The sequence below is a fragment of the Catenulispora rubra genome, assembly GCF_015356825.1.
Taxonomy (GTDB): Bacteria; Actinomycetota; Actinomycetes; order Streptomycetales; family Catenulisporaceae; genus Catenulispora; species Catenulispora rubra.
Genome location: NZ_JAACYW010000166.1, coordinates 1 through 25,261, shown reverse-complemented (window position 1 = coordinate 25,261; position 25,261 = coordinate 1). Strand labels below are relative to the sequence as shown.

The 25,261-nt window shown below is 71.6% G+C and carries 24 protein-coding genes; 11 read left to right on the top strand and 13 right to left on the bottom strand.

The window, feature by feature from the left end; all coding sequences use genetic code 11:
- The 12 genes from GWK61_RS34185 to GWK61_RS34130 form a co-directional block, all read right to left on the bottom strand.
- On the bottom strand, positions 1-762 hold a 762-nt coding region (locus tag GWK61_RS34185), incomplete at its 3' end, for an LLM class flavin-dependent oxidoreductase (protein ID WP_194915826.1).
- Between the two features lie 9 nt (positions 763-771).
- Positions 772-2,043 carry an acyl-CoA dehydrogenase family protein gene (locus GWK61_RS34180; RefSeq protein WP_323747881.1) on the bottom strand — a complete coding sequence of 424 codons (1,272 nt, stop codon included), beginning with the start codon at positions 2,041-2,043 and terminating at the stop codon, positions 772-774.
- On the bottom strand, positions 2,040-4,385 hold the full coding sequence (locus GWK61_RS34175; RefSeq protein WP_194915825.1) for a molybdopterin-dependent oxidoreductase: 2,346 nt from the start codon (positions 4,383-4,385) through the stop codon (positions 2,040-2,042). Before GWK61_RS34175 ends, GWK61_RS34180 begins: the two co-directional genes overlap by 4 nt.
- Positions 4,386-4,417: 32 nt before the next feature.
- Positions 4,418-5,515 (bottom strand): LLM class flavin-dependent oxidoreductase, encoded by a 1,098-nt coding sequence (locus GWK61_RS34170; RefSeq protein ID WP_194915824.1) that lies wholly within the window; start codon positions 5,513-5,515, stop codon positions 4,418-4,420.
- Positions 5,516-5,525: 10 nt separating this feature from the next.
- Positions 5,526-6,401 (bottom strand): ABC transporter ATP-binding protein, encoded by an 876-nt coding sequence (locus tag GWK61_RS34165; RefSeq protein WP_194915823.1) that lies wholly within the window; start codon positions 6,399-6,401, stop codon positions 5,526-5,528.
- Positions 6,398-7,222, bottom strand: a complete 825-nt coding sequence (locus tag GWK61_RS34160) for an ABC transporter ATP-binding protein (protein WP_438939796.1) — start codon at positions 7,220-7,222, stop codon at positions 6,398-6,400. Before GWK61_RS34160 ends, GWK61_RS34165 begins: the two co-directional genes overlap by 4 nt.
- 139 nt (positions 7,223-7,361) lie before the next feature.
- A complete protein-coding gene (locus GWK61_RS34155; RefSeq protein WP_194915821.1) occupies positions 7,362-8,261 on the bottom strand; it encodes an ABC transporter permease in 900 nt (299 codons plus the stop codon).
- Positions 8,258-9,325 (bottom strand): ABC transporter permease, encoded by a 1,068-nt coding sequence (locus GWK61_RS34150; RefSeq protein WP_194915820.1) that lies wholly within the window; start codon positions 9,323-9,325, stop codon positions 8,258-8,260. Before GWK61_RS34150 ends, GWK61_RS34155 begins: the two co-directional genes overlap by 4 nt.
- On the bottom strand, positions 9,322-10,893 hold the full coding sequence (locus tag GWK61_RS34145) for an ABC transporter substrate-binding protein (protein WP_228563404.1): 1,572 nt from the start codon (positions 10,891-10,893) through the stop codon (positions 9,322-9,324). The genes GWK61_RS34150 and GWK61_RS34145 overlap by 4 nt, the downstream gene beginning before the upstream one ends.
- Positions 10,894-11,350: 457 nt before the next feature.
- Complete coding sequence (locus tag GWK61_RS34140) at positions 11,351-12,115, bottom strand: DsbA family oxidoreductase (protein WP_194915818.1); 765 nt, start codon at positions 12,113-12,115, stop codon at positions 11,351-11,353.
- A gap of 4 nt (positions 12,116-12,119) precedes the next feature.
- Positions 12,120-12,584, bottom strand: coding sequence for a cupin domain-containing protein (locus tag GWK61_RS34135; protein WP_194915817.1), 465 nt, complete (start codon positions 12,582-12,584; stop codon positions 12,120-12,122).
- 32 nt (positions 12,585-12,616) lie between these two features.
- Complete coding sequence (locus GWK61_RS34130; RefSeq protein ID WP_228563403.1) at positions 12,617-13,042, bottom strand: RrF2 family transcriptional regulator; 426 nt, start codon at positions 13,040-13,042, stop codon at positions 12,617-12,619.
- Positions 13,043-13,281: 239 nt separating this feature from the next.
- On the opposite strand from GWK61_RS34130, the gene ssuE reads away from it, so the two are divergent.
- From ssuE to GWK61_RS34085, 9 genes are all read left to right on the top strand, one after another.
- Entirely contained in the window at positions 13,282-13,839 is a 558-nt protein-coding gene (gene ssuE / locus GWK61_RS34125) for an NADPH-dependent FMN reductase (protein ID WP_194915816.1), read from the top strand.
- Positions 13,840-13,961: 122 nt separating this feature from the next.
- On the top strand, positions 13,962-14,765 hold the full coding sequence (locus tag GWK61_RS34120; protein ID WP_323747880.1) for a DUF1684 domain-containing protein: 804 nt from the start codon (positions 13,962-13,964) through the stop codon (positions 14,763-14,765).
- Positions 14,766-14,775: 10 nt separating this feature from the next.
- Positions 14,776-15,861, top strand: coding sequence for an LLM class flavin-dependent oxidoreductase (locus tag GWK61_RS34115; protein ID WP_323747879.1), 1,086 nt, complete (start codon positions 14,776-14,778; stop codon positions 15,859-15,861).
- On the top strand, positions 15,858-16,094 hold the full coding sequence (locus tag GWK61_RS34110; RefSeq protein ID WP_194915814.1) for a hypothetical protein: 237 nt from the start codon (positions 15,858-15,860) through the stop codon (positions 16,092-16,094). The genes GWK61_RS34115 and GWK61_RS34110 overlap by 4 nt, the downstream gene beginning before the upstream one ends.
- Before the next feature lie 53 nt (positions 16,095-16,147).
- Positions 16,148-17,794 carry an ABC transporter substrate-binding protein gene (locus GWK61_RS34105; protein WP_194915813.1) on the top strand — a complete coding sequence of 549 codons (1,647 nt, stop codon included), beginning with the start codon at positions 16,148-16,150 and terminating at the stop codon, positions 17,792-17,794.
- The gene (locus GWK61_RS34100; protein ID WP_194915812.1) at positions 17,791-18,882 is read left to right on the top strand and encodes an ABC transporter permease; all 1,092 of its coding nucleotides are present in this window, start codon (positions 17,791-17,793) and stop codon (positions 18,880-18,882) included. The genes GWK61_RS34105 and GWK61_RS34100 overlap by 4 nt, the downstream gene beginning before the upstream one ends.
- Positions 18,879-19,841, top strand: coding sequence for an ABC transporter permease (locus GWK61_RS34095; protein ID WP_438939795.1), 963 nt, complete (start codon positions 18,879-18,881; stop codon positions 19,839-19,841). The genes GWK61_RS34100 and GWK61_RS34095 overlap by 4 nt, the downstream gene beginning before the upstream one ends.
- Positions 19,834-21,573, top strand: a complete 1,740-nt coding sequence (locus GWK61_RS34090; protein WP_194915811.1) for an ATP-binding cassette domain-containing protein — start codon at positions 19,834-19,836, stop codon at positions 21,571-21,573. Before GWK61_RS34095 ends, GWK61_RS34090 begins: the two co-directional genes overlap by 8 nt.
- Positions 21,563-22,819, top strand: coding sequence for a dipeptidase (locus GWK61_RS34085; protein ID WP_194915810.1), 1,257 nt, complete (start codon positions 21,563-21,565; stop codon positions 22,817-22,819). Before GWK61_RS34090 ends, GWK61_RS34085 begins: the two co-directional genes overlap by 11 nt.
- Before the next feature lie 29 nt (positions 22,820-22,848).
- Here the strand turns inward: GWK61_RS34085 and GWK61_RS34080 are convergent, their stop codons facing one another.
- Positions 22,849-23,130 (bottom strand): helix-turn-helix domain-containing protein, encoded by a 282-nt coding sequence (locus tag GWK61_RS34080; protein WP_194915809.1) that lies wholly within the window; start codon positions 23,128-23,130, stop codon positions 22,849-22,851.
- Positions 23,131-23,194: 64 nt separating this feature from the next.
- Between GWK61_RS34080 and map the strand changes: the two genes are divergently transcribed.
- Both map and GWK61_RS34070 read left to right on the top strand, forming a co-directional pair.
- Positions 23,195-23,962 (top strand): type I methionyl aminopeptidase, encoded by a 768-nt coding sequence (gene map / locus GWK61_RS34075; RefSeq protein ID WP_194915808.1) that lies wholly within the window; start codon positions 23,195-23,197, stop codon positions 23,960-23,962.
- A gap of 77 nt (positions 23,963-24,039) precedes the next feature.
- Positions 24,040-25,215: an NAD(P)/FAD-dependent oxidoreductase gene (locus tag GWK61_RS34070; protein WP_194915807.1), complete on the top strand. Its 1,176-nt coding sequence runs from the start codon at positions 24,040-24,042 to the stop codon at positions 25,213-25,215.
- The last annotated feature ends 46 nt before the right edge of the window (positions 25,216-25,261 follow it).

The following is a 25,261-nucleotide window of genomic DNA, read 5'->3' as shown; positions in this document are numbered from 1 at the left end:
GGAGATGTGTATAAGGGACAGGTCCAGGATCCCCTCGGCCCGCTCCCAAGCCAGCTCCTCGGTCGCGCCGAGGATCGGCCGGAAGGACACCGAGATCCCCGGAACATCAGTCCGCCCCGCCGCAACCGCCGCCGCGCGCACCGAGGCGATCTGCTCGGCCGTCTCGGCCAGCGGCTCCCCCCACAGCGCGAACGTGTCCGCGTGCCGCCCGCCGACCCGGTACGCCGCCTCCGACGAGCCGCCGAAGTACAACGGGATCCGCCCCACCGGCTTGACGTCGGCGTAGTGGTCCTCGAACCGGTAGAAGCGGCCCTCGTGGCTGAACGGCTCCTCGGACTCCCACGTCTGTCGCAGGATGCCGAGATACTCGTCGGTGCGCTCGTACCGCTCGTCCTTGGTCAGGTAGTCCCCGTCCCGTCGCTGCTCGGCGTCGTTGCCGCCGGTGATGGTGTGCACCGCGACGCGCCCGCCGGTGAACTGGTCCAGGGTGGCGAACTGCCGGGCGGCCAGGGTCGGGGCGACGAACCCGGGGCGGTGCGCGACCAGAACGCCGAGGCGCTCGGTGTGCGCGGCCGCGTACGCCGCGACCTGCGCCCCCTCGGGGAAGCCGGAGCCGTAGCCGATCAGGATCCGGTCGAAGCCGGCGTCCTCGTGGGCGCGGGCGAAGCGGCGGGTGAACGCCGGATCGACGACCGGTCCGTCGCCGCGGAAGGTCTCCGAGGCGTGCTTGGTGGCGATCATGCCGATGAACTCGACGGGCATGGTGGTTTCCTAACCGTGGTGGGTGGTGCCGGGGCTGAGCCGGTGGCGGGCGAGCGCGGCCTGGCCGGCCGCCGAGATGACGGAGTCGTCCTGCGGGGTGTGCACCCGGGCACACAAGACGTCCCGCAGGTGTCGTTGCAGCGGGTTGTGGCGGGTCAGGGCGTTGTTGCCGACGAGCGCGACGGCGCGTTCCACCGCGTCGATCGCGGCCCGGGTCCCGATGAGCTTGGCGGCGGCGGAGTGCTCGCCGGCCTGCGCGTCGCCGTCGTCGAACCGTCGCGCGAGCCCCGCGACCAGATCGACGGCCGCGGTGAGCTCGACGTCGATCTCCCCCACCGCGTCCTGAAAACGCGGCAGAGAAGCGAGCGGCCGTCCCAGCGCCGAGGGAGTCCGCTCGTGCAGGAAGCCGATCAGCCACTCGCGCGCCGCTTCGGCGACGCCGAGATACAGAGCCGTCAGCCCGAGGTTGTTCCAGGCCGCCAGCGACGGATCACGGCGCGGATCGGTCGCCGCTGGATCGGTGAGCCCGGCGGTGGCGTCGAACGGGACCCGGACGCCGTCGAGCAGGACGTCGTCGCTACGGCTGGCGCGCAGGCCCAGATGGTCCCACGTCGACTCGATGTTCAGACCAGGCGTTCCCATCACCGGATCGGTGCGGATCAGGAACGAGCCGACCCGGGTCGGCTCCTCGTCAGTCCGAGCCCACACCGCCAGCCAGCGCAGACCGATCGCACCGGTCGAGAAGATCTTGTGTCCGGTCAGCTCCCACACTTGTCCGTCGACGGCGCGCGCGACGGTCGCCGGCAGGCCGCCGCGCGCCGGAGTCCCCAGGTCCGGCTCCACTCTCAGGGCATTGACGAGCGCGGGCCCCTCGACCGAGTCCGCCAGCAGCTGGTCGTAGTAGTGCGCGGGCCAGGACCCGGTCCGCGCCTGAGCCGCGTGGGTGAACAGCGTCATGGCGGTGACCAACGCGACCGAGGGATCGGCGGAGCCCAGGACCCGCAAGATCTCGACGGTGCCGGCCAGGCCGGTGCCGGGTCCGCCGTGCCGTTCGGCGACGGTGGCGGTCAGCAGGCCCGCGGAATGGACCTCGGCCACGCCTTCGAAGGCGAAGGACCCTTCCCGGTCGTGGTCCTCCGCATGCCTGGCGAGGCGTTCGGCGGCCTGGACCAGCGACTCCGGAGTGGGAATCGGCAGCAGGAAGCGAGTCGGAGTCTCAGTGTTCGCAGAAGTCTGTGCGTTCGCAGAGGTCTGTGTGTTTGCAGAAGTCTGTGTGCTCACAGGTCTTCCTTCCGGAGCAGAGGGGGTGGGGCGGTGACGGTGACCGGCGGCACGGGGCCGGTGCAGCGCTCCACTTCGACGAGTGCGTGCTGCCCGGTGCACCCCTGCGACAGTCGCGAGCTGGGCACGTCGGCCGTGAGTACGTTGGGGTTGCCGTGCACGCACAGCACCCGGCCGTCCGCACCGACGAGCGGGTCGAACCACGCGCCGGTGGGCAGCTGGACCACCCCCGGCCGGACGTCCTCGGTCAAGACCGCCCCGGCGAGCGCCGCGCCCCGGTCGTTGTGGATCCGGACGACGTCGCCGTCCCGGATGCCGCGCGGCTCGGCGTCCCGCGGATGCAGGCGGACCGCCTCCCGTCCGGCCACCTTCGCGGCCACGCTGACGGCGCCGACGTCGAGCTGGCTGTGCAGCCTGGTCGAGGGCTGATTCGCGATGAGGTGCAACGGATACCGGGCCGCGTCGGCGGCGCCCGGCCACTCGTCGGGTTCGAGCCAGACCGGATGCCCGGGGCAGTCCGGATATCCGAACCCTGCGACGGTGGCCGAGGTGATCTCGATCCGGCCGCTCGGCGTGCGCAGCGGCGTGCCTTCGGGGTCGGCGCGGAACGCCTCGAACAGCGTGAACCTGCGCGGTCCGGTCGGCAGCTCGTACTCACCGGCGGCCCAGAACTCTGTGAAATCAGGGACCTGATTACCGGCGCCGCGGAACTCGATGCTCCACTCGGTATAGAGGTGTTCGATCCACTCGCGGGCAGTGCGGCCCTCGGTGAACTCCTTCTCGAAACCCAAGCGCTGCGCCAGCCCGGCCAGGATCTCGTAGTCGTCGCGCGCCTCGCCGACCGGTTCGACGGCCCTGTGCATCGCGATCAGGTGGGTGTCCCGGCGTCCGCCGCCGAGGTCCTCGCGCTCCAGGGTGGTCGTCGTCGGCAGCACGATGTCGGCGTGGCGTGCCGAGGCGGTCCAGTACGGCTCGTGGACCACGACGGTGTCGGGCCGGGCGAAGGCGCGGCGCAGGCGGGAGAGGTCCTGGTGGTGGTGGAACGGGTTGCCTCCGGCCCAGTACACGAGGCGGATGTCGGGATAGGTGTAGGTGGCGCCGTCGTAGGCGTAGTCGGCACCGGGGTTCAGGAGCATGTCGGCGATCCGCGCGACCGGGATGAACGTGCCGACCGGATTGCGCCCCTGCGGCAGATACTGCAGGCGGGTCTGCGGGCCGTGGTCGCCGACGTCGCCCATCGAGCCGTAGCCGTGGCCGAAGCCGCCGCCGGGCAGGCCGATCTGCCCCAGCAGAGCCGCCAGCGCCAGACCGGCCCAGACCGGCTGCTCGCCGTGCTGGATCCGTTGCAGCGACCAGGTGACGGTCACCAGCGTCCGCGAGCCGGCCATGCGGCGAGCCAGGGCCCTGATGCGGTCGGCCTCGATCCCGCAGATCGCGGCGGCCCAGTCGGCGTCCTTGGCGACGCCGTCGGCCCGACCGTCCAGGTACGCGGCGAAGGTCTCGAAGCCGACCGTGTACCGGTCGAGAAACGCTTGGTCGTGCAGGCCTTCGGCGAGCAGCGTGTGGGACAGCCCGAGCATCAGCGCGACGTCGGTGGCCGGGACCGCCGCGAACCAGTCGGCGTCCAGCGACGCCGGCAGATCGGCTCGCAGGGGACTGACAAGGACGACGCCGACCCCGCGCTCGGCCAGCTGCGCCAGCGCACCGGGGGTGCCGTGGCGGGTGACGCCTCCGGGGGTGACGAAGACGTTCTTCTCCGGGATGCCGCCGAAGGCCACGATCAGTTCGGTGTTCTCGATGATCGTCGGCCACGAGGAGCCGGCGCGTAGGACGGCGTCGGCGTCGCCGACCAGGTGCGGCAGCAGCACGAGCGAGGTGCCGAGGCTGTAGGAGTTCCGCGAGGAGGTGTAGCCGCCGAACCCGTTCAGGAACCGGTGCAGTTGGCTCTGCGCGTGGTGGAAACGCCCGGCGCTGGCCCAGCCGTAGGAGCCGCCAAACACGGCCTGGTTGCCGTGTTCGGCCCGTACCCGGCCCAGTTCGGCCGCCAGCAGGTCCAGGGCCTCGTCCCAGTCGACCTCGACGAGCTCCTCCAGGCCGCGCCGCTCGCTCGGGCCGGGACCGTGCTCCAGCCAGCCGCGCCGCACCGCGGGCCGGGTGACGCGGGTGCGGTGGCGCAGCGCGCCGGGGACGTTGCCCAGCAACGGGGACGGCGCCGGGTCGGCGGGATGCGGCAGGACCGCGATCCCGCCGTCGGCAGCGACGTCGGCGTCGTCCACCCGCACGCTGTAGGCGCCCCAGTGAGACGTCGTCGGGAACGTCGTCGAGGGTGTCGTCGAGGGCATGGGTGTCAGGCCCCTGTCGTGATGGTCACCGGTCAGACCGCCGCAAGCTCTGAGGCGTCGGCCTGCTCGCGCACCAGCCGGACCAGGTTGCCGTAGTCGCGGGCGTCGTCCAGCGGCGAGAAGCCCCGGATCAGCAGGGTGCTGACACCGAGCGCGACGTAGTCCAGCAGCGACTCGGCGACCTGCTCGTAGCTGCCGACCAGCGCCGTGGAGTTCCCGGCCGCGCCGGTCTCCTTGGCGATGGCGGTCCACAGCCGCTTGTCGTGGACGTCGCCCTGCGCCGCGTACTCCAGCAGCCGCTGCGAGCCGCGCGCTGCGGCGAAGTCCTTCTTGTCCCCGCCCCAGCCCCAGGCCTTGCGCGCCTCGCCGGCCTTCTCCCTGGTCAGCTCCAGGATCTCGGCGGCGCGCGTCCAGGCCTCGGATTCGGTGGCGGCCGGGATCGGGCGCAGGCTCACGCTGAAGCGGGGGTCGCGGCCGTAGGGTGCGGCGGCGGCCCGGACGTCGCGGATGCGCTCGGCGATCCCGGCCAGCGGCTCGCCCCAGAAGGCGTAGACGTCGGCGTGCTTGCCGCCGACCCGGATCGCGTCCTCGGAGGCGCCGCCGAAGTAGATCGGGATCGCGCCCGGCTCCGGACGCACCGAGGACCAGCCGCCGCGGACGGTGTAGAACTCGCCCTCGAAGTCGAAGGGGTCCGCGGACTCCCACTCCTTGCGCACGATCGACAGGAACTCGTCGGTACGGCGGTAGCGGGTCGCCTTGTCGGTCAGGTCCCCGTCGCGCGCCTGCTCTCGGTCATCCCCTCCGGTGATCGTGTGCAGGGCGATGCGGCCGGGGTGGAAGGCGTCGATGGTCGCGTACTTGCGCGCGGCGTAGGTCGGCGAGACGAAGCCGGGGCGGTGGGCCAGCAGGACCGCCAGGCGGGTGGTGTGGGTGAGGATCTGGTCGGCGACGGTGAAGCCGTCGACGGAGGCCGAGGAGTGGGCGACCAGGACACGGTCGAACCCTGATTCCTCGTGGGCCAGGGCCAGGTCCTTGAGGTAGTCGAGCTGGACGGCCGGTCCAGAGACGGCGGCGGTCTCGGTCTCGCTGCCGGGGCGGGTGGAGGCGATGCCGATGAACTCGATGGGCATGGCGGGTTCCTTACGCGGTGGGGGTCGGGCGTGCGGACAGGAGGTGTTCGCGGCGCAGGCGCGGCGCGGCGGCGACGAGGCGGGCCGTGTAGGCGTGCCGGGGGTCTTCGAGGACTTGGCGGACCGGTCCGTCCTCGACGATCCGGCCCTGGTGCAGCACGGCGACGCGGTCGGCGACGCCGGCCAGGGACGGCAGGTCGTGCGAGATCACCAGGACGGTCGTCGCGGTGGTGTCGCGCAGGTCGGCGAGGAGCCGCAGGACGTGGCCGCGGTTGGCCGCGTCCAGCGCGCTGACCGGCTCGTCGCAGATCAGCAGCGCGGGCTTGGTGACCAGCGAGCGGGCCAGCAGCACGCGTTGGCGTTGGCCGCCGGACAGCCGGCCGGGATGGCGATCCAGGAGGGTGTCGTCCAGGCCGACGGCGCGCACCGCCTCGGCGGCGCTCTCGCGGCGTTCGGTCTTGCTGCCGACGCCCGCGACGGCGAGCGGTTCGCCGACGGACTCGGCGACCGTCAGCTCGGGGTCGAGGGCGCGCAGCGGATCCTGGAACACAAACTGCAGGCGCCCGGTGCGCCGGAACGCGCGCAGTTCGCGGCCGCGCAGCGCGGAGATCTCGACGCCGTCGAAGACGACGCGTCCGGCGCGAAGCGGGACCAGTCCGGCGACCGCCCGAGCCAGCGTGGTCTTGCCGGAGCCGGTCTCGCCGATGATGCCGACGATCTCGCCGGGCTGTGCGGACAGGATCGCGTCGGCCAGGACCGGCGGCGCGTGGCGGCCGCCGTAGCCGACGGTCACCTCGTCGACGGCGAGGAGCGGGTGGTGGCCGGTGGTGTCGGGGGCCGTTGCGCTGAGGGCGGTTGCGCTGAGGGCTGCGGTCGGCGCGCTCATCGGCTGGCCTCCAAGAGTGCGCGGGTGTGCGCGTGCTGCGGCGCGGCCACGATGTCGGCGGTCGGCCCCTGCTCGACGAGCTCGCCCCGGTACAGGACCAGGACCTCGTCGCAGACTTCTGCGACGACGGCCAGGTCGTGGGTGACCAGCAGCAGCGCCAGGCCGCGCTCTTCGGTCAGCGTGCGGAGCAGTTCCAGGACCTCGGCCTGCACCAGCGCGTCCAGCGAACTGGTCGCCTCGTCGGCCACCAGCAGATCCGGGTCCCCGGAGATGGCGATGGCGATCAGGACGCGCTGGGCCATCCCGCCGGAGAGCTCGTGCGGGTAGCGGTGGTAGACGGTCTCGGCGTCCCGGAGCCCGACGGCGGCGAACAGCTCCAGGGCCCGGGCGCGCGCCGCCGCTCGGCCGACGCCGGTGTGGACGCGCACCGTCTCAGAGAGCTGACGCCCGACGGTGATCGAGGGGTTGAGGTAGGAGGCGGGGTCCTGGAAGACGATGCCGATCCGGGTGCCGCGCACGGCATCCCACTCGCGACGGCTGAGCCCGGTCAGGTCCGTGCCGCCGAGATCGATCCGGCCCGCCGACCGCTCGCAGCCGCGGGCCAGCAGGCCCAGGACCGCACGGCAGGTCAGGGTCTTGCCGCTGCCGGACTCGCCGACCAGGCCCACGGTCTGGCCGCGCCGGATCGCGAACGAGACGCCGTGCACTGCCTCGGTCCGGCCTGCACCAACCGTGACGCGCAGGTCCTCGACCCGCAGGACCTCGGGGACCTGGTCGGTGCTCGCAGGTTCGCTCGCGGCAAGGTTGCCCGCAACCGGTATGCCTGCGGCCGATGCGCTCGCGGCGAGTTCGCCCGCAGCAGATTCGCTCGCCGCCGGTTGGCTAGCGGAGAGCTCACGCGCGGCGGATTCGCCCGACGCCGGTTGGCTCGCGGCGACTTCGTCGGCGGCGATCGGCGGATCAGAGAGCTGGGACCGGGACATGCGCGTCCTCCTTCGCCTCGTAGTGGAAACCGGGGTCGGCGGCGACAGCTTCGGGAGTGATCTCGGCCGCACCGCTGTCGCGGATCGCGTCGGCCAGAGTGTTCAGCGCCCCGGCGGCGATCATGATCAGCAGTCCCGGCGCGAGCGGCGCCCACGGCTGTAGCGCCAGGTACTGCAGGTCGCTGCTGAGCAGCCCGCCCCACGTCGGGGCCGGCGGCTGGACGCCGAGGCCCAGGAACGCCAGCGAGGACACCGCCAGCAGGGCCGCGGCCGTCGCCTGGGCCGCCGTCACCGCCAGCGTCGGCAGGACCTTGCTCCAGATGTGCGTGCGGAGGATCCACCAGCGCGAGGCCCCGAACAGCTCGGCCGCCTCGACGTACTGTGCGCGCGTCAGGCCGAGGCCGGCGGCGCGGGCGATGCGGAAGAAGCGTGGCGCCAGGATCAGGCCGATCGCGACCATGGCGGTGGTCAGGGTGTTGCCCAGCACGCCGGTCACCGCGACCGCGAAGACGATGTACGGCAGCGTCATGAACGCGTCGGCCAGCCGGGACAGCACCCATTCGAAGGGCCGGCCCAGCCACAGGGAGGCCAGCCCCGGCAGGACGCCGACCGCCAGCCCGACGCCGACCGCCTCCAGCGCGCCGACGACGGAGCGCCCGGTCCCCTCGACCAGCCGGCTCAGCACGTCCCGGCCGAGGTAGTCGGTGCCGAGCAGGTGCCGGGCGCCGGGGCCCTGGAGGACCACGTTCGGGTCCTGCTTCAGCGGATCGAAGGGAGCCAGCACGTCGCCGAACACGGCGAGCACCGCGATCGCCCCGATGACGGCCAGCGACACCTTGGCCGAGCGCAGCCGCCAGGCCCGTCGCAGAGTCCTCATACCGCCCCTCCCGCCGGGCGCCGCGCCTGCGGGGTCAGCCGCGTCAGCGCGAGGTTGACCGCGATGTTGCTCACCAACACCACCGCGATGGTGACCAGCAGCGTCCCCTCGATCAGCGGGATGTCGTGCTGCGAACCGGCCTGCAACGCCAGCTGCGCCACCCCGGGCAGGTTGAAGATCTTCTCGGCGACGACGGCGCCGCCGATCAGGCTCGGGATCTCCAGGCCGAGCACCGTCAGCGCCGGGGCGGCCGCGTTGCGCAGCACGTGTTTGAACAGCACGCGGCGGGCTGGCAGGCCACGCGCCACCGCGCCGGTGACGTAGTTCTCGTTCAGCGCCCCGACCAGCGAGGTCCGCAGCTGCCGGGCGATCGCCGCCGCGCCCTCGACGCTGAGCGCGAGCGCGGGCAGCAGCGCGAACCGCAGCCACTGGCCGGGATCGGTGCCGAGCGGCACGTAGCCACCGGATGGCAGAACCTTGAGGAACACGGAGAAGACGATGATCAGCGCGATGCCGATGACGAACGGCGGCACCGTCGCCAGCCCCGAGCACACCAGCGTCACCGCGCGGTCGAGCCGGCCACCCTGCCGCAGCGCCGCCGCGATCCCGGCCACGCCGCCGAGCACCACGGCGAAGGCCAGGGCCAGCACCGCGATCGACAGGTCGACCGGCAGCGCCTGCCGCACGCTCGTCGCCACCGGGATCCCGGTGAAGTACGAGGTGCCCAGGTCACCGGTCAGCGCGTGCCCGAGCCAGCTGAAGTACTGGACCACGAACGGCCGGTCCAGACCGAAGACGTGGTTCATCCGCGCGATGTCGGCCGGGGTCGCGAGGTCCCCGAGCACCGCGGCCGCCGGGTTCGCGTGGCCGAGCGCGCCGAGTCCGTAGGTGAGGAAGGACGCGAGCAGGAACACCACCACCGGGACGGCGACGATCCGGACCACGCTACGCCCGGTACGAACCGTGCGCCGCAGCGGACGTCGCACCAACGCAGGTGCTCGGACCGACTCCAGCCCGGCGGTTCCAGCGGTTCCGGCGGTTCCGGCCGCTTGGACGGCACTCACTTGATCGTCACACCCTCGAACCGCTGCACCACGGTGTACGCCGGGATCTCAGAGACCTTCGACGAACGCGCCAGGATGCGCGGCACGGTGTACAGGAAGACGTTCGGCATGTCCTTCACCGCCAGCGCGGTCGCCGCCTGGAGCACGGCCGGGTAGTCCGGGCTGTCCAGCGGCGTCACAGTGATCTTGTTCACCGCGTCCAGCAGCTCCTGCGGCACCGTGCGCCCGGGGTTCATCAGGCCCTGCTGCCCGAACAGCACCTGGAACGCCTGCGCCGCCGAGTCGCGGCCGGCGAAGGCGTCCACGGTCAGGGCCCGGGAGTGCTGGACGTAGACGATCTGCGTGAACTGCGCCGCCGGGATGACCTCGATCTTCACCTTGAAGCCCACGGCCTGGAGCTGGGACTGCACCTGCTCCGGCACACCGGTCGCGACCGAGGTGGTGATGGTCACCTCCGGATTCGGCCCGTACTTGGACTGCGCGAGCAGCGCCTTGGCCTTGGCCGGGTCGTAGGCGTACGGCTGGCCGATCGCCGGGTCGTTACCGACGTAGCCCGCCGGGAACGGCTGGTACGCGACGTCGCCGTAGCCGAAGTTCGCCGTCTGAAGCAGGGCTTTGCGATCGACCGCGTACTTCAGCGCGAGCGCCGCGTTCGGATCGTCGAACGGCGGCAGCGCGGCGTTCACGTCCAGGGTCGCCACCACGAGCGAGGGGATGACCTGCACCGACAGACCGGCGGCCTTCGCCGCGGCGATCTCGCTGCCCGGGATCTGCGCGAGGTTGTACTGCCCCGATTGCAGACCCGCCACGACCGTCGCCGCGTCAGGCAGCGGATACAGCTCGACCCCGGCGAGCTTGATCTGGTCGGCGTTCCAGAAGTTCGGGTTGCGGACCAGGACCGCTTTGGAGTTCTGCGTGTACGACGTCAGCGTGAACGGACCGGCGCCCGCCGGCTTGAGCGCCAGGCCCGCCGCGTCCGTGGTGAAGGCGGCGGGGTTGACGACCATCCCGGTCTTCCCGGCGAACAGGTTCGGGATCTGGTAGTTGGGCACGGACAGGTCGATCACGACGGTGACCGCGTCCTTGGCCGTCACGTTCTTGACCGTGGTCAGCTGCGAGGCGATCAGCGAGTTCTTGGCGTCCCGGCCCCGCTCGATGCTCTGCTTCACGGCGGTGGCGTCGAGCGCCGTGCCGTCGCTGAACTTCAGGTTCGGACGCAGGGTGAACGTCACCTGGGTGCCGTCGGCGTTGTACTTCCAGCCGGTGGCCAGGGCCGGTACCGCGTCGCCCTTCTCGTTCTCCTGCGTCAGTCCCGCGTAGGCCAGGGACAGGGCGTGGACGTCCCACCCGGCCGAGGAGGTGACGGGATCCCAGGAGGTCGGCAGCGCCCACCCCCATTTCAAGGTGCCCGTGGCGTTGCCCGCCAGCTGGGCGTTCGCGCCGGTCGCGGCGCCGGTGCCGGTCCCGCCGCAGGCGGCCAGGAGGGCACCGCCGACGGCGCCGAGGCCCAGCGCGAGGAAGCCGCGGCGGCTGGTGGACCGCGAGCCGAATTGTTCTGTGTTCGACAAGGAAGCTGTGGTTGACAAGGAAATAGGAACGCCGGGGGTCGCCATCGGACCGAGCCCGCCTTTCGGAGGTATGCGTGCGCGCCGATCGCGGCAGGCGGCTGGAAAGCGGAAGCGCCTGGGCGTCGGAAGCGAGATGGTGAAAGCTGGGGATGCCGCCGCGAGACGAGTGCGGCGCGAAGTGCGGGCGACGCCGGACCGCGCCGGCACGCGGCGATCCGGGGTTCTCTCCTGCGGGGGAAATCCGATGCGGCCGAAGAAGGCCGGGGCGACCGGGGTGGGTGTCAGGCGTCAGCGGACGCGAACACCCCGGGAAGCGAAGCGCTTCAGCTACGTGGTGCCGGGCAACACAGGGCGCTGGAGGTGCGCCTGAAGTCGACGTAGCGGCAGACCACGCCGGGGTGTATCCGGTTCATGGTGCTCATCGTGGCGACGGCGGGGACCGCTGTCAATTGATACATCAGAGTGTCTTATGGCTTGAGACCCGGGACTCCGCAGGTCCCCGGGCGGCGCGGGCCGCGTCCAGGTACTCGGAGAGCGGACGCCAGCCGGGGACCACGGCGCGTCCGGCGGGACCGGTGAAAACGATTGTGGGCAGGGCGTAGCGGTATCCGTCCTCCGGCAGTTCGCCCAGCGGTTTGGCCCGACCGTTGTGGCGTCCGGGCGTGGTGATCTCCCGGACTTCGGCGCACGGCGAGCGGGTCTCGGCCCAGTCCCGGCGCACCGCTTCCAGCACTTCAGGGCTCGCTGCGGCGCGCGCCAGCTCGGCCACGTCCACGCCGGGAAGTCCTTCGAGAGCGCGGCGTACGCGCGCCGGGGTGTCGGCGGGTTCGCCGTCGAGGAAGGTGGTCTCGCGCAGCCGGCGCAGGACCGCGTCGGCGATGTCAGTGCCCTGCGCTTCCGCGGCCTTGCAGGCCAGCGAGGCGGGCCAGCTGCTGGCGGCCACCCACTTCAGGTGCGCGGGGCACGGCGCCGCGGTGTGGGTCGAGATTTCGAGGAGTTCCCGGTGGTACCAGGCCGCTTCGGCGGCGGGGTCCGGCGCGGGATCGTCGCAGTCGTCGAAGAGGATGCCGTAGACGCGGCGCCACCGGACCTGCTCGCCCAACGCCGTGCGCAGCTGCTGGAACTTGGGCTCGGAGCCCCAGGCCCAGGGGCACGCCGGATCGGTGAACTCGGCGACCTCCACAGGGGTATCCAGGTCGGCCACGCCGTCCGCGCCGGTCATAGCGTCACGGCCCGTCGGATCCAGCGTCGGATCCAGCGTCAGATCCCGCGTCGCGGTCCACCGGCGCCCACAGGCTCGGCAGGTTCACCACGACGCCCTCCTGGCTGCTGCGCGCGATCACCACCAGCGCCTCCTCGGCGCCGGGGTTCTCCTCGCGGTGCGGCACGTACGGCGGCACGAACACGTAGTCGCCGGGCTCGGTCTCGATCCGCACCTCGTCGGCGCCCTCGGCGAAGACGAACACCGGGTTGCCGGACACCACGTAGATCGAGGTCTCCGCCTCGCCGTGGTGGTGGTCGCCGGAGTTCGTGGCCGGGGCGACGTGGGTCTGGCCCATCCACACCTTCGAGGAGCCGACCGTCTTGCCGGAGACCGCCTCCAGGCGGGTCATCCCGGTGGTCTGGTTGGTGTCGCCGCTGAGCTCGGCGCCGCGGACGTGCCGCAGCGCGGTGTGCCAGTGGTCCGTCATGGCGTCCCGCCTCTCGTCATGCGCTCTGGAGGTCACGCGCTCACCGCCAGCGAGCCGGTGAGCAGGTCCGCGACGCTGATCCCGGCCAGGAAGTCCTCGGTCCGGGCGCGCAGCGCCGTCCACAGCACGGAGATCTGCTCGGCCGGCGCCGGGTAGAGCACCGACTCGGGCGTGTCTCCGTTGATTGTGAGCATCTCGCCGTCCACCGCCGCCACGATCTCGGCCAGTGAGATCGCCGAGGCCTCGCGCGCCAGCCAGTAGCCGCCCTCGCAGCCGCGCTGGCTGCGGACCAGGCCGGCCACCCGCAGGTCCCGGACCACCGCCTTCAGGAAGCGGTAGGGGATCTGCTGGGACATGGCGATGCCCTCGCAGGTGAGCGGGCGGGCGGTGTCCGCCGCCAGCTCGACCAGCACGCGGATCGCGTAGTCCGTCCTCGCCGAGATGCGCATCGGTTTCATCGGTCCTTGCCGGGAAAGCGGATGGGGAGGCGTGCCCGTGCTCGTCCGCCGACGACCGGGCAGACGCTTGACACACCGGCACCGTATCAAAATAGACTCATCGTGGTGTCCTTTCCATCGGCGGCGTCCGCGGCACCGGATCGCCCCACCGAAGACGGCTCGCGCGGCGGCGCGGCCGGCCCCCGAGGCGCGTCGTTCCGGCGACCGCCCGTCCCAGCCGACGAAAGCGACGTCCCACCATGGCGACCATCCTGACCGTCTCCGCAAGCCCTTCCACGCACTCGAAGACCGCCCGCACGCGGTCCGTCGTCGACGCCTACCTCACCGAGGCCGGCCACACCGTCCACGCGCTCGACGTCCGAGATCTCCCGGCGTCCGCGCTGCTGTCCGCCGACCACTCCGACCCGGCGATCGCCGCAGCGATCGAGCTGTTCGAGAGTGCCGACGGGGTCGTCGTAGCGACTCCGGTCTACAAGGCCTCCTTCTCCGGCCTGCTCAAGACCCTCCTGGACCTCCTCCCGCAGCGCGCGCTGGCCGGGAAGGTCGTCCTCCCGCTGGCCACCGGCGGCACCCTGGCGCACGTCCTGGTCCTGGACTACGCGCTGCGTCCGGTGCTCACCGCGCTGGGCTCGCCGGTCATCGTCCAGGGCCACTTCCTGTTGGACCACACGATCACCATCGACGCCGGGAACGGCCGGCCGGCTTTCACGGCCGACTCGGAGGACTCGTTGCGGCGCGCCGTGGACAGCTTCGTCCGAGAGCTGGGCTACCGCGTTCCGGTGCCCGTCGCCGCCTGATGGTCCTGCCACCATCCAGGTGGCGAGACGGGGATGACAGTCCGATGCTTTCCGCAGGCATGATGAATCCGGCCCCAATCCCTACTGAATCTATAGGCATAGTCTCGGAGGGTTCGAAGAACGTGACAACCGACGTCGGTACTTTCGTCGAGAGCTGGCAGGAATGGCACACCGGCCAGGAAGGGCGGATCGGTGATCCGCACGGGTTCCTGGCCATCACCGAACTGCACTGGCTGGGCGACGAGCCGGAGCGTTACGACGACGCCCCCGGCGCGTGGTCCACCGGCCCGGACGGCGTCCGGGTCGTGCTGGCCGAGGGCGAGGAGCTGGTCGTCGACGGCGTGGCCGTGCACGGCGAGTACAGCTTCGGCGTCATCGGCGAGCGGGACAGCCTCTTCCCGGTGTCCGGGGACGCGGTCATCGAGGTCGCGAAGCGCGGCGGCCACGACATCCTGCGGCCCCGCCACCCCGAGAACCCGTTGCGCGTGGCCTACACCGGGACCCCGGCCTACGAGCCGGATGAGCGGTGGGCTGTCAGCGGTCGCTACGTGGCGTTCGACAGCCCGCGGCCGACCACGGTCGGGGCGGCGGTCGAAGGCTTGCAGCACGTCTACGACGCGCCCGGGCAGGTCGAGTTCGAGCTCGACGGCCAGGAGCTGAGCCTCACCGTGTTCCCCGGCCACGCGCCGGGCAGCCTGATGGCGCTGTTCACCGACGCCACCTCCGGCGTGAGCACCTACGCCGCGAACCGGTCGCTGGGCATCGGCGCGCCGGACGCCGACGGCACGGTGTGGCTGGACTTCAACCGGGCCGTGAACCTGCCCTGCGCCTACACCGATCTGGCGACCTGCCCGCTGCCGCCGGCGGAGAACCGGCTCCCGGTCGCCGTCGAGGCAGGAGAGAAGACCCCGTACGAGCGCGCCTGAGGAGAGTCCGGTGAGCGACGCAGCGCCTGTCACACCACCTCGAATACCAATCAACACCCTGTCGTTCCTGACCCCGGGCAACTTCCCGGACGAGGACCCGTACGCCGGGCTCGAGCAGACCCTGAGCCTGTTCGAGCTCGGCGAGCGGCTGGGCTTCGACGGGGCCTGGATCAGGCAGCGGCACCTGGAGCACGGCGTCGGGTCCGCCGCGGTGTTCCTGGCCGCGGCCGGCCAGCGCACCAGCCGCGTCGAGCTGGGCACCGCGGTGATCCCGATCGGCTACGAGAGCCCGTTCCGGCTGGCCGAGGACCTGTCGATGGCCGACGTGCTGTCCCGCGGACGGTTGCAGGTCGGCCTCAGCGCCGGCGTGCCGCCGCACGCGGACCTGATGGGGCACCTAGTGTTCGACGGCGACTGGCGGACCTACGACCTGTCCTACGGCCGCATAGCGCGGCTGCTGGAGAACCTGCGCGGCGACTACCTCGGCGATCCGGACACCGTCATCCACTCCCCCGGCAACACCCAGCGGCCGCGTCTGCAACCGCACAGTCCGGGGCTGGCCGACCGGATCTGGTACGGCGGCGGCAGCGGCCGGTCTGTGCGCTGGGCCGCCGAGAACGGGGTGAACCTGTTGACCGGCAACATCGTCTTCGGCGAGAGCACCGACGATTTCACCGCCGCGCAGCTGGCTCTGCTCGCCGAGTACCGGCGGCTCGTGGACCCGGCGCGGCCGACGCGCGTCGCGCTCGGGCGGGTGATCGTCCCGCTGGACGGCGCCGACCGCGCGACCCGGCAGAAGTACCGCGACTACGCGGCGAGCCGCTACGAGCGCACCCTCAAACCGCAGGGGGAACGGCGAGTTCTGTTCGCGCCGGACGTGGTGGGGACCGCGGAGCAGATCCTCGAACAGCTGCATGCCGACGCCGCCGTCGCGCAGAGCTCTGAGTTGCGGTTGGAGCTGCCGTACGAGTTCCACGTCGAGGACTACGAACAGATCCTGCACGACGCCGTGCACCTGATCGGGCCCGAGTTGGGGTGGGTCGCCGGCGCTTCGCCACACGTCCAGACGCCGGAGCAGCTCACGGCGACGGCATGAGCCGCACACCGGGCACGACCGATTCGCGTTCGCTCGGCAGCGATATACCAACGCCGGCTACCCCGGCTCCTCCAGATCCCCCGGCTCGCAAGGCCTTCGCGGCGCTGGCCGTCCGTGACTACCGCATCTACCTGTCGACCGGCCTGGTCTCCAACATCGGCGCGGCGTTGTTCGGAGCCGCCGAAGCCGCCGCACTGGCCTCGGCATGCGGCGTGACGGCGAGCTCGCTGTGACAGCCGGCAAACGACCTGTGCACGGATCCCGCGAACGGAAGGCAGTCAAAGCCATGTCACGCCAGACCAGACCAGCCCGCACCGGCCTCGGCATCACGTCCCTGGCCGTGGCGTCGCTGGCGGCCCTCACCGCGTGCACCAGCACCCGGTCGCCCGCCGGCTCCGCCGCCGCCGGGGACCCGACCCGGGCGCTGGTCATCGGGACCACCGACCAGGTCACGAGTCTCGATCCGGCAGGTTCGTGGGACGCGGGCTCCGGGACCGTCGAGACTGAGGTGTACTCGCCGTTGCTGAACACCAAGCGGGGCTCTTCGGACGTCGTGCCGGACCTCGCCGCCGGGATCAAGCTCACCGGCCCGAAGCAGTACACGGTCACACTCAAGCCCGGGTTGAAGTTCGCCAACGGACACGACCTCACCTCATCGGACGTCACGTTCAGCTTCGACCGGCAGCTGCGCATCGCCGACAAGAACGGTCCGTCGTCCCTGCTCTACGACCTGGCCTCGGTCGCGGCGCCGGACCCGCTGACCGTCGTGTTCACCCTCAAGTCGGCCAACGATGCGCTCTTCCCGCAGGTGCTGTCGACCTCGGCCGGCCTCATCGTCGACGAGCAGGTGTTCCCGCCGGACAAGCTCCTCGACGACGCCGCGATCGTCGCCGCGAAGCCGTGGGACGGGCCGTACACGATCGGCACCTACGACAAGAACTCGCTCGTCTCCTTCACCGCGAACCCCGCCTACCAGGGCCTGTTCGGCGCCCCGAAGGCCAAGGATGTCGACCTCAAGTACTACACCGACGCGAGCAACCTCAAGCTCGACGTCCAACAGGGCACCGTCGACGTGGTCTACCGCACCCTGCCCGTCGCAGACCTCGAAGACCTCGGCACGAAGAAGGGCGTCGTCGTCCACACCGGCTCGGGCAACGGCATCCGCTACCTCGTCTTCGACCTCAAAACCCAGCCCTACGGCAGCGCGACCAAGCAGGCCGACCCGGCCAGGGCGCTGGCCGTCCGGCAGGCCGTGGCCGACTCCGTCGACCGCGCGCAGCTCGCCTCGCAGGTCTACAAGGGGACCCTGACGCCGCTCTACTCCCCCGTCCCGGACGGCCTCACCGGCGCGACCCCGGCGCTCAAGGCGCTGTACGGCGACAAGAAGGGCGGCCCCGACCCGGCCGCGGCGAAGGCGCTCCTGGCTCAGGCCGGTGTGGCCACGCCGGTGGTCCTGAACCTCCAGTACAACACCGACCACTACGGCTCCTCCTCGGTCGACGAGTACGCGCTGATCAAGACCCAGCTGGAGGCCACCGGGCTGTTCACGGTGAACCTGCAGTCGACCGCGTGGACCCAGTACGGCAAGGACCGGGTCGCCGACCAGTACCCGCTGTACCAGCTCGGCTGGTATGCGGACTACCTGGACGCGGACGACTACCTCGCGTCCTTCTATTCGCACAACAGCTGGGTCGCGAACAACTACGACGACCCCGCGGTCCAGGCGTTGATCACGCAGGAGGAGACCGAGCCCGACGCGGCCAAGCGCACCGCGTTGATCCAGCAGGTGCAGGACAAGGTCGCCGCGGCGGTGCCGCTGATACCGCTGCTGCAAGGCTCCACGGCGATCGTCACCCGGGACGGGGTCACCGGCGTGCCGGCCACCCTGGACAGTTCGTACACGTTCCGTTGGGCGGAGCTGTCCAAGCAATGAGTGTCCTGATTCAGGACGTCCCCGGCGCCGCCGGCCCAGCTTCTCAATCCGGGGCCGGCGGCGGGGACCACGGGCTCGCACGCTATCTGACCGTCCGCTTCCTGCTCATCATCCCCACGGTCCTGGCCCTGGTCAGCGTGGTCTTCTTCCTGATGCGCGCCACCGGCGATCCGATCACCACCGCGTTCGGCGACCGCCTGACCCCGGCCCAGCTGCACGCCAAGCTGCACCAGGCCGGATACGACAGGCCACTGCTGACTCAGTACCTTGAGTATCTCCGAGGCCTGGCGGTCGGAGACTTCGGCCGGACCGCCACCGACGACCAGCCGGTCTCCGCGGTCCTGCGGACCTACGGCGCCGCGACGGTCGAGCTGGCGGGCTACGCGCTCGTCGTCGCCCTGGCCGTCGGCGTCCCGCTCGGCATGGTGGCCGCGGCCTACCGGGACCGGGCCCCCGACGTGACGCTGCGGCTGCTGGTCATCCTCGGCTACGCCACGCCGGTGTTCTTCCTGGGGTTGCTCTTCAAGCTCGTCTTCTCGGTCTGGCTGGGCTGGCTGCCGGCCTCGGGGCGGGCGAGCATCGACGTGCAGCTGGAGCTCCAGAACCAGAGCAGCACCACCGGCATCTACCTCGTCGACGCGCTGCGCAGCGGCGACGGCGCGGCGATCGTCGACGTGCTCGAACACGCCGTGCTGCCCGGCCTCACCCTCGGGTTGCTGGTCGCCGGGGTGGTGGCGCGGCTGGTCCGGACCAACCTGATCGGGACGCTGTCCGCGGACTACGTCGAGTCCGCGCGCTCCCGGGGCGTCAGCCGGTTCCGGCTGATCACCCGGCACGCGACCCGCCCGGCGCTGATCCCGGTGGTCACGGTCCTGGGGTTGCAGATCGCCGGGCTGCTCGGCGGGGCCGTGCTGACCGAGACCACCTTCGAGTGGAAGGGCCTGGGCTACGAGCTCGCGCACTACCTGAGCGCGCGGGACTTCCCGGCGGTGCAGGGGATCGTGGCGCTGTTCGGGGTCGTCGTCGCGCTGACCAACTTCCTGGTCGACGTCGTCGCGGCCCTGATAGACCCCCGAGTGAGGTACTGACCGTGGCCCGGCTTTCCGGCAGGTTCTCCGGCAGCCTGTCTGGCAGCCTCTCCGGCAGCGTGGGGGTGCAGCGCGCGATGCTGCTGACCGGCGCCACGCTCACCGCGCTGTTCCTGCTCACCGCCGTGTTCGCGCCACTGCTGGCCCCGTACGGGCACGCCCAACTGCACAGCGGGAGCGTCCTGTTCGGCTCGCAGCAGCACCCGAGCCGCGCGCACCTGCTCGGGACCACGATCGCCGGGTACGACGTGCTGTCGCGCACCATCTGGGGAACGCGCACCGCGGTGGCGATCATCATCGCGGCGCTCGGGCTGTCTGCGGTCCCGGGGATCCTGCTCGGCCTGGTCTGCGGGTATCTCGGCGGCCCGCTGGACCGGGTCCTGGTCGGGGTGGCCGACGCGATGTACGCCTTCCCGTCGCTGCTACTGGCGATCATCATGTCGATCGTCATCAGCGGCGGGCAGTCGAGCCTGGTCGGCGGGCTGGGCGCGGCGGCGTGCGCGGTGGCCGTCGCGTTCGTGCCGCAGTACTTCCGGGTGGTCCGGGCCGAGGCCGTCCGGGTCAAGTCAGAGCCCTTTGTCGAAGCGGCCCGGGTGATCGGCACCGGGACGTGGCGGATCATGCTGCGGCACGTGCTGCGGAACTCGGTGCGCACCCTGCCGCTGATCCTCACCCTCAACGCCTCCGAGGCGATCCTCACGCTGGCCGGGCTCGGGTTCCTCGGCTTCGGGATCGAGCCCAACGCCGCCGCCGAGTGGGGCTACGACCTGAACCGCTCGGTCGCCGACGTCACCTCGGGGATCTGGTGGACCGCCGTGCCGCCGGGACTGGCGATCGTGCTCACCGTGCTGGGAACCACGTTGCTCGGCGAGAGTCTGACGGACCTGGCCGATCCGCGGCTGCGTCGCCGTCCGGTGGCGGCACCCGCGATCGGGACGGAGGGCGGAGCAGATGCCTGACCTGCTGCGGATCGAGGATCTACATGTGGGTTTCAGCACCGATGCCGGCGTGGCTCCGGCCGTCCGCGGCGTCAGCCTTTCGGTGGCACCCGGCGAGGTTCTGGCCCTGGTCGGGGAGAGCGGCAGCGGGAAGACCGTTACGGCGAAGTCGGTGCTGGGGTTGCTGCCGGCGACCGCCGTGACGTTCGGCCGCGTGCTGCTCGGCGACGGTGCCGCGGATCCGGACGAGGATGTGCTCACCGCGTCCCCGGCCCGCTTGCGCGCCATGCGCGGGACGCTGGCGGCGATGGTGTTCCAGGAGCCGTCCACGGCTCTGAACCCGGTGTTCACGATCGGCTGGCAGATCGCCGAAGGGCTCCGGGCGCACGGTCGGGGCACCCGCGCCGAGCGCCGGGCTCTGGCCGTCGAGTTGCTCGACCGGGTCGGCATCCCGGATCCGGCGGTGCGTGCGAAGTACTATCCGCACCAGCTCTCCGGGGGACAGAAGCAGCGTGCTGTCATCGCGATGGCGCTGGCCCTGGGAACGCGGCTGATCGTGGCCGACGAGCCCACGACGGCGTTGGATGTGACGGTGCAGGCGGAGATCTTGGAGCTGCTGCACCGGTTGCGGACGGACCTCGGCACGGCCGTTTTGCTGATCACGCACAACATGGGGGTGGTCGCGGACCTGGCGGACCGGGTGGCGGTAATGCGTGACGGGGCCATCGTGGAGCAGGCGCCGGTTGCGACGCTGTTCGCAGCACCCGCACATACCTATACGCGCGAGTTGCTGGCCGCCGTGCCGGTGTTCGGAAGTGCCGAGCGTGCCTTGACTCCTCAGCCTGACGAGGCCGTGGTCAGCGCGGCGGGCCTGGTGATCGACTATCCCGGCCGGCTGGGGCGCCGGGCGTTCCGGGCCGTAGATGGAGTTGATTTCGAGATCCGTGCCGGCGAGGTGCTGGGCCTGGTCGGGGAGAGCGGGTCGGGCAAGACCACGATCGGCAGGGCGGTGGCCGGGCTGACCGGCGTCACGGCGGGCACGCTCGACGTGCTGGGCGATGTGCTCGGCGAATCATCGGTGGCACAGCGCCGCCCGGACAGCCCGCACCACCCGCGCCGCGTCGGCCGAGCCGGCAAGGCGAGTCGGGCAGGCAAGGCGAGCCGGGCAGGCAAGCTCGGCTTCGTCTTCCAGGACCCGGCCACCAGCTTCAATCCCCAGCTCACCATCGCCGACAGCGTCGCGGAGCCGCTGCAGGTGCACCGTCCCGAACTCGGGCGCCGGGCGATCCGGGCCGAGGTCGAGGCGCTGCTCGACGCCGTCCGGCTGCCGCGCGGCCACGGGGACCGCTTCCCGCACGAGCTCAGCGGCGGCGAGCGCCAGCGCGCGAGCCTGGCCCGGGCGCTGGCGCTGCGTCCGCCGCTGCTGATCGCCGACGAGCCGACGTCGGCGCTGGACGTGTCGGTGCAGGCCTCGGTGCTGGAGCTGTTCGCCGGGCTGCGGCGGGAGCTGGGTTTCGCAGCCCTTTTCATCAGCCACGACCTGGCCGTGGTGGAACAGGTCGCAGATCGGGTCGCGGTGCTGCATCGGGGCCGTATCGTCGAATGTGGCGACACCGCCGTGGTCCTGGGCACGCCCCGGGAGGACTACACGCGGCGGCTGATCGCCTCGTTGCCCGTGGCGGACCCGTCACGCCAGTCGCGTCGGCGGCGTGCGGATGGAGGAACCGATGAGCGAGGTATCGATGAGCACTGACACTGGCGCTGACACTGGCGCCGGCACTGACGCCGGCGCCCTGGTGGACGAGGTCCTGGCCGCGAGCCCGGTCTTCGACGGCCACAACGACCTGCCGCTCGCGCTGCGGGCCTGGTCCGGCTCCGGGGTGGAGGGCCTGGACCTGGGACGTGCGGAACTGCACACCGACCTGCCGCGGCTGCGCTCCGGCGGCGTGGGCGCGCAGTTCTGGTCGGTCTACGTGCCCTCGTACCTGCCCGAGCCCGAAGCCGCGGTGGCCACGCTGGAGCAGATCGACATCGTGTACCGGCTCGTCGCCCGCTACCCGGACGACCTGCGGATCGCCTACACCGCCGCCGACGTGGAGGACGCTTTCGCGGCCGGCCGGATCGCCTCGCTGCTCGGCATCGAGGGCGGCCACAGCCTGGCCGGTTCCTCCGGCGTGCTCCGCGCCTTCGCGCGGCTCGGCGTCCGGTACGTCACGCTGACCCACAACGACAACACCGCCTGGGCCGACGCGGCGACCGACAAGCCGGGCGTCGGCGGCCTGGACGACACCGGGCTCGCGATCGTCGCCGAGCTCAACCGCGTCGGCGTCCTGGTGGACCTTTCACACACCGCCGAGAGCACCCAGCTCGCGGCCCTCGGCGCGGCCACCGCCCCGGCGATCTTCAGCCACTCCAGCGCCCGCGCGCTCAACGACCACCCGCGCAACGTCAGCGACACCGTGCTGGAGCGGCTGCGCGCCAACGGCGGCGTCATCCAGCTCACCTTCGTCCCGGACTTCATATCCCCGGCGGCTGCCGCCTGGTCGCGCGACCTCACCGCCGAGCGCGAACGCCTCGGCCTGCCGGCGCGCCCGTGGGGCTGGCCCCGCACGCCCCGCCCAGGCGAGGACCCGAAGTCGGTCGCCGAGCAGTACGCGCAGACCCGCGCCACCCCGCCCGACCCGCGGCTCCAGGACTGGCTCGACCGCCACCCGCGCCCGGAGGCCACCGCGGCGCAGGTCGCCGACCACGTCGAGCACGCCCGCGACGTCGTCGGCCTGGCGCACCTCGGCCTCGGCGGCGACTACGACGGCGTCGACCGCCAGCCCGTCGACCTGGCGGACGTGGCCGGGTATCCGGTGCTGCTGCGCGAGCTGGCCTCGCGCGGTTGGTCGCGCAGCGAGCTTGAGGCGCTGACCAGTCGCAATGTTCTGCGGGTGCTGCGCGAGGCCGAGGAGGCGGCGACGGAGCCGTTGTGGCCGACTGCGGCGCTGCGGTGAGGCGGTAGCGCTCTGGCGGTAGTCGGGGGTTATGCGGCTACGGAGGTCGGCGTGCCGTCGCGGTCTTGGTCTTGGGCGGCCGGGCGGGCCAGCTCGTCCAGCGACAAGCCGAGAACGGCCGCGACGGCGGCGATGGTGAAGAAAGAGGGGGTCGGCGCCCGACCGGTCTCGATCTTGCGGAGCGTCTCGGCGGACACCCCGGCGGCCATCGCGACCGCCGTCATACTGCGGTCGCCCCGGGCCTGCCGCAGCAGGACGCCGAGCTGGCGGCCGCGTTCGAGTTCGGACCGGGTGAGGGGGTTGCGCACCATGACCGTGATACTAATACCGGTATAGTAATTGGGCCAACGCGGGCCGACCGGAAGGGCACGGATCATGGTGGAGTTGAAGACGGCGGCGGAGTTGGACGCCATGCGCGAGGCGGGGCGGGTGGTCGGGAGGATCCTCGACACCGTGCGGCGGGTCGCGGACGTGCACGTCAGCCTGCGCGAGCTGGACGAGGCGGCGCGTGCCGTGCTGCGTGAGGCCGGGGCGGGTTCGCCGTTCCTGAACTACCGTCCGTCGTTCGCCGCGACGCCGTTCCCCGCGGTGATCTGCACCTCGGTGAACGACGCCATCGTGCACGGCATCCCCGACGACTACCGGCTGCGTGACGGCGACCTGCTCGGCGTCGACTGCGGCGCGATCGTGGACGGCTGGGCCGGCGACGCGGCCGTCAGCTTCATCGTCGGCACCCCGCAGCCCGCGGACTCGCGCCTGATCGAGACCGCGGAGCAGGCTCTGGCCGCCGGCATCGCCGCGGCCGTGGTCGGCGCGCGCATCGGCGACATCTCCCACGCTATCGGCAGCATCGCCCGAGCCGGCGGCTACGGCATCATGGAGGACTTCGGCGGCCACGGCATCGGCCGGCACATGCACGAGGACCCCGGGGTTCCGAACGAGGGGCGGCCCGGCAGGGGGCTGCGACTGCGGCACGGGATGACCTTCGCCATCGAGCCCATGCTCATCGCCGGCGGCCGCGACAAGTACCGCACCGCTATGGATGGCTGGACTCTCCTCACCACTGATGGAAGCCGCGCGGCGCACGTCGAGCACACCATTGCGGTCACAGATGACGGGCCTCGCATCCTGACCTTGGCCTGACCTTAGCCTGACCTTGGCCTGACAAGTCGTTATGGTTCCTGTATGACGGTCCGCACCGAGTCATCCGGAAGCTGAGCATGTACGACGTCATCGTCGTCGGCGCGCGATGCGCGGGCGCCGCCACCGCGCTGCTGCTGGCGCGGCAGGGTGTCAGGGTCCTGCTCACGGACCGGGCCGCGTTCCCCAGCGACACGATCTCGACGCACCTGCTGCACCCGACGGGTGTGGCGCGCCTGCGGGCGTGGGGGCTGCTGGATCCGTTGCTGGCCACCGGCTGCCCGCCGATCGACACCATCAGCTTCCGGGCGGGCGACGACCTCGTGCTGCGCGGGGCGCCCTATCCGTGTGACGGGGTCGCGGTGTCGCTGGCGCCGCGGCGGACCGTGCTCGACGCGCTGCTGGTCGAGGCGGCCGTGGCGGCGGGTGCCGAGCTGCGGGAGGGGGCTTCGTTCCAGCAGGTGGTCTGGGAGGACGGCCGAGCGGTCGGCGCCTCGTTCGGCGGGCGCAGCGGCGCCTTCACGGAGCGCGCCGCACTGATCATCGGTGCGGACGGCCGGCACTCGGCGGTGGCGCGGCAGGTCGGGGCGAAGCCGATCCGCGACGCCGGGACCTTCGGCTGCCAGTTCTACGGCTACTGGCACGGCCTGCCGAACGTGGGCACCGAGATCTTCATCGGCGGCGGCCAGGCGGTACTGGCGTATCCGACGCACGACGAGCAGCATCTCGTCCTGGTCGGCTGGCCGCATGCACGCTTCGCTGAGGTGAAGCAGGATCTTGACCGGCACTTCCTCGCTGCGGTGGCGGTCAGTGCGCCGGCTATCGCTGCACGGCTCACGGACGCCGCGCACAGCGGGTCTATCACCGGATCGGGCGACCTGGGTAACTACGTCCGCGAGTCGTCGGGACCGGGCTGGGTGCTCGTCGGCGATGCTGCGACGGCGAAGGACCCGGTTACGGCGCAGGGGATCGGGGACGCTTTCGCTCAGGCGCAATCGCTGGCGGACCGCTTGCCTACGGCTCTGGGGGCGGGGCCCCGAGCGGTCGATGCGGCGACGGCAGCCCACGCCGCCGATCGGGAGCGGAGCAGTGGCGCAGCGTTCGAGACGACGCTCGCGTTCGCGATGGGCGGCAACTCTGGTGCGCTGCTGCCGCTGCTGCGCGCGATCGAGCATCGACCGGAGTTGATCAGCATGTTCTATGGGATCTATGCGGGGCAGTTCACGATGGGGGAGTTTGTCGCGGCGGTTGGGTGAGGTCGGGTGAGGTCGGCTCGGGCTCTTGGTGCCGGTGGTTTATGTG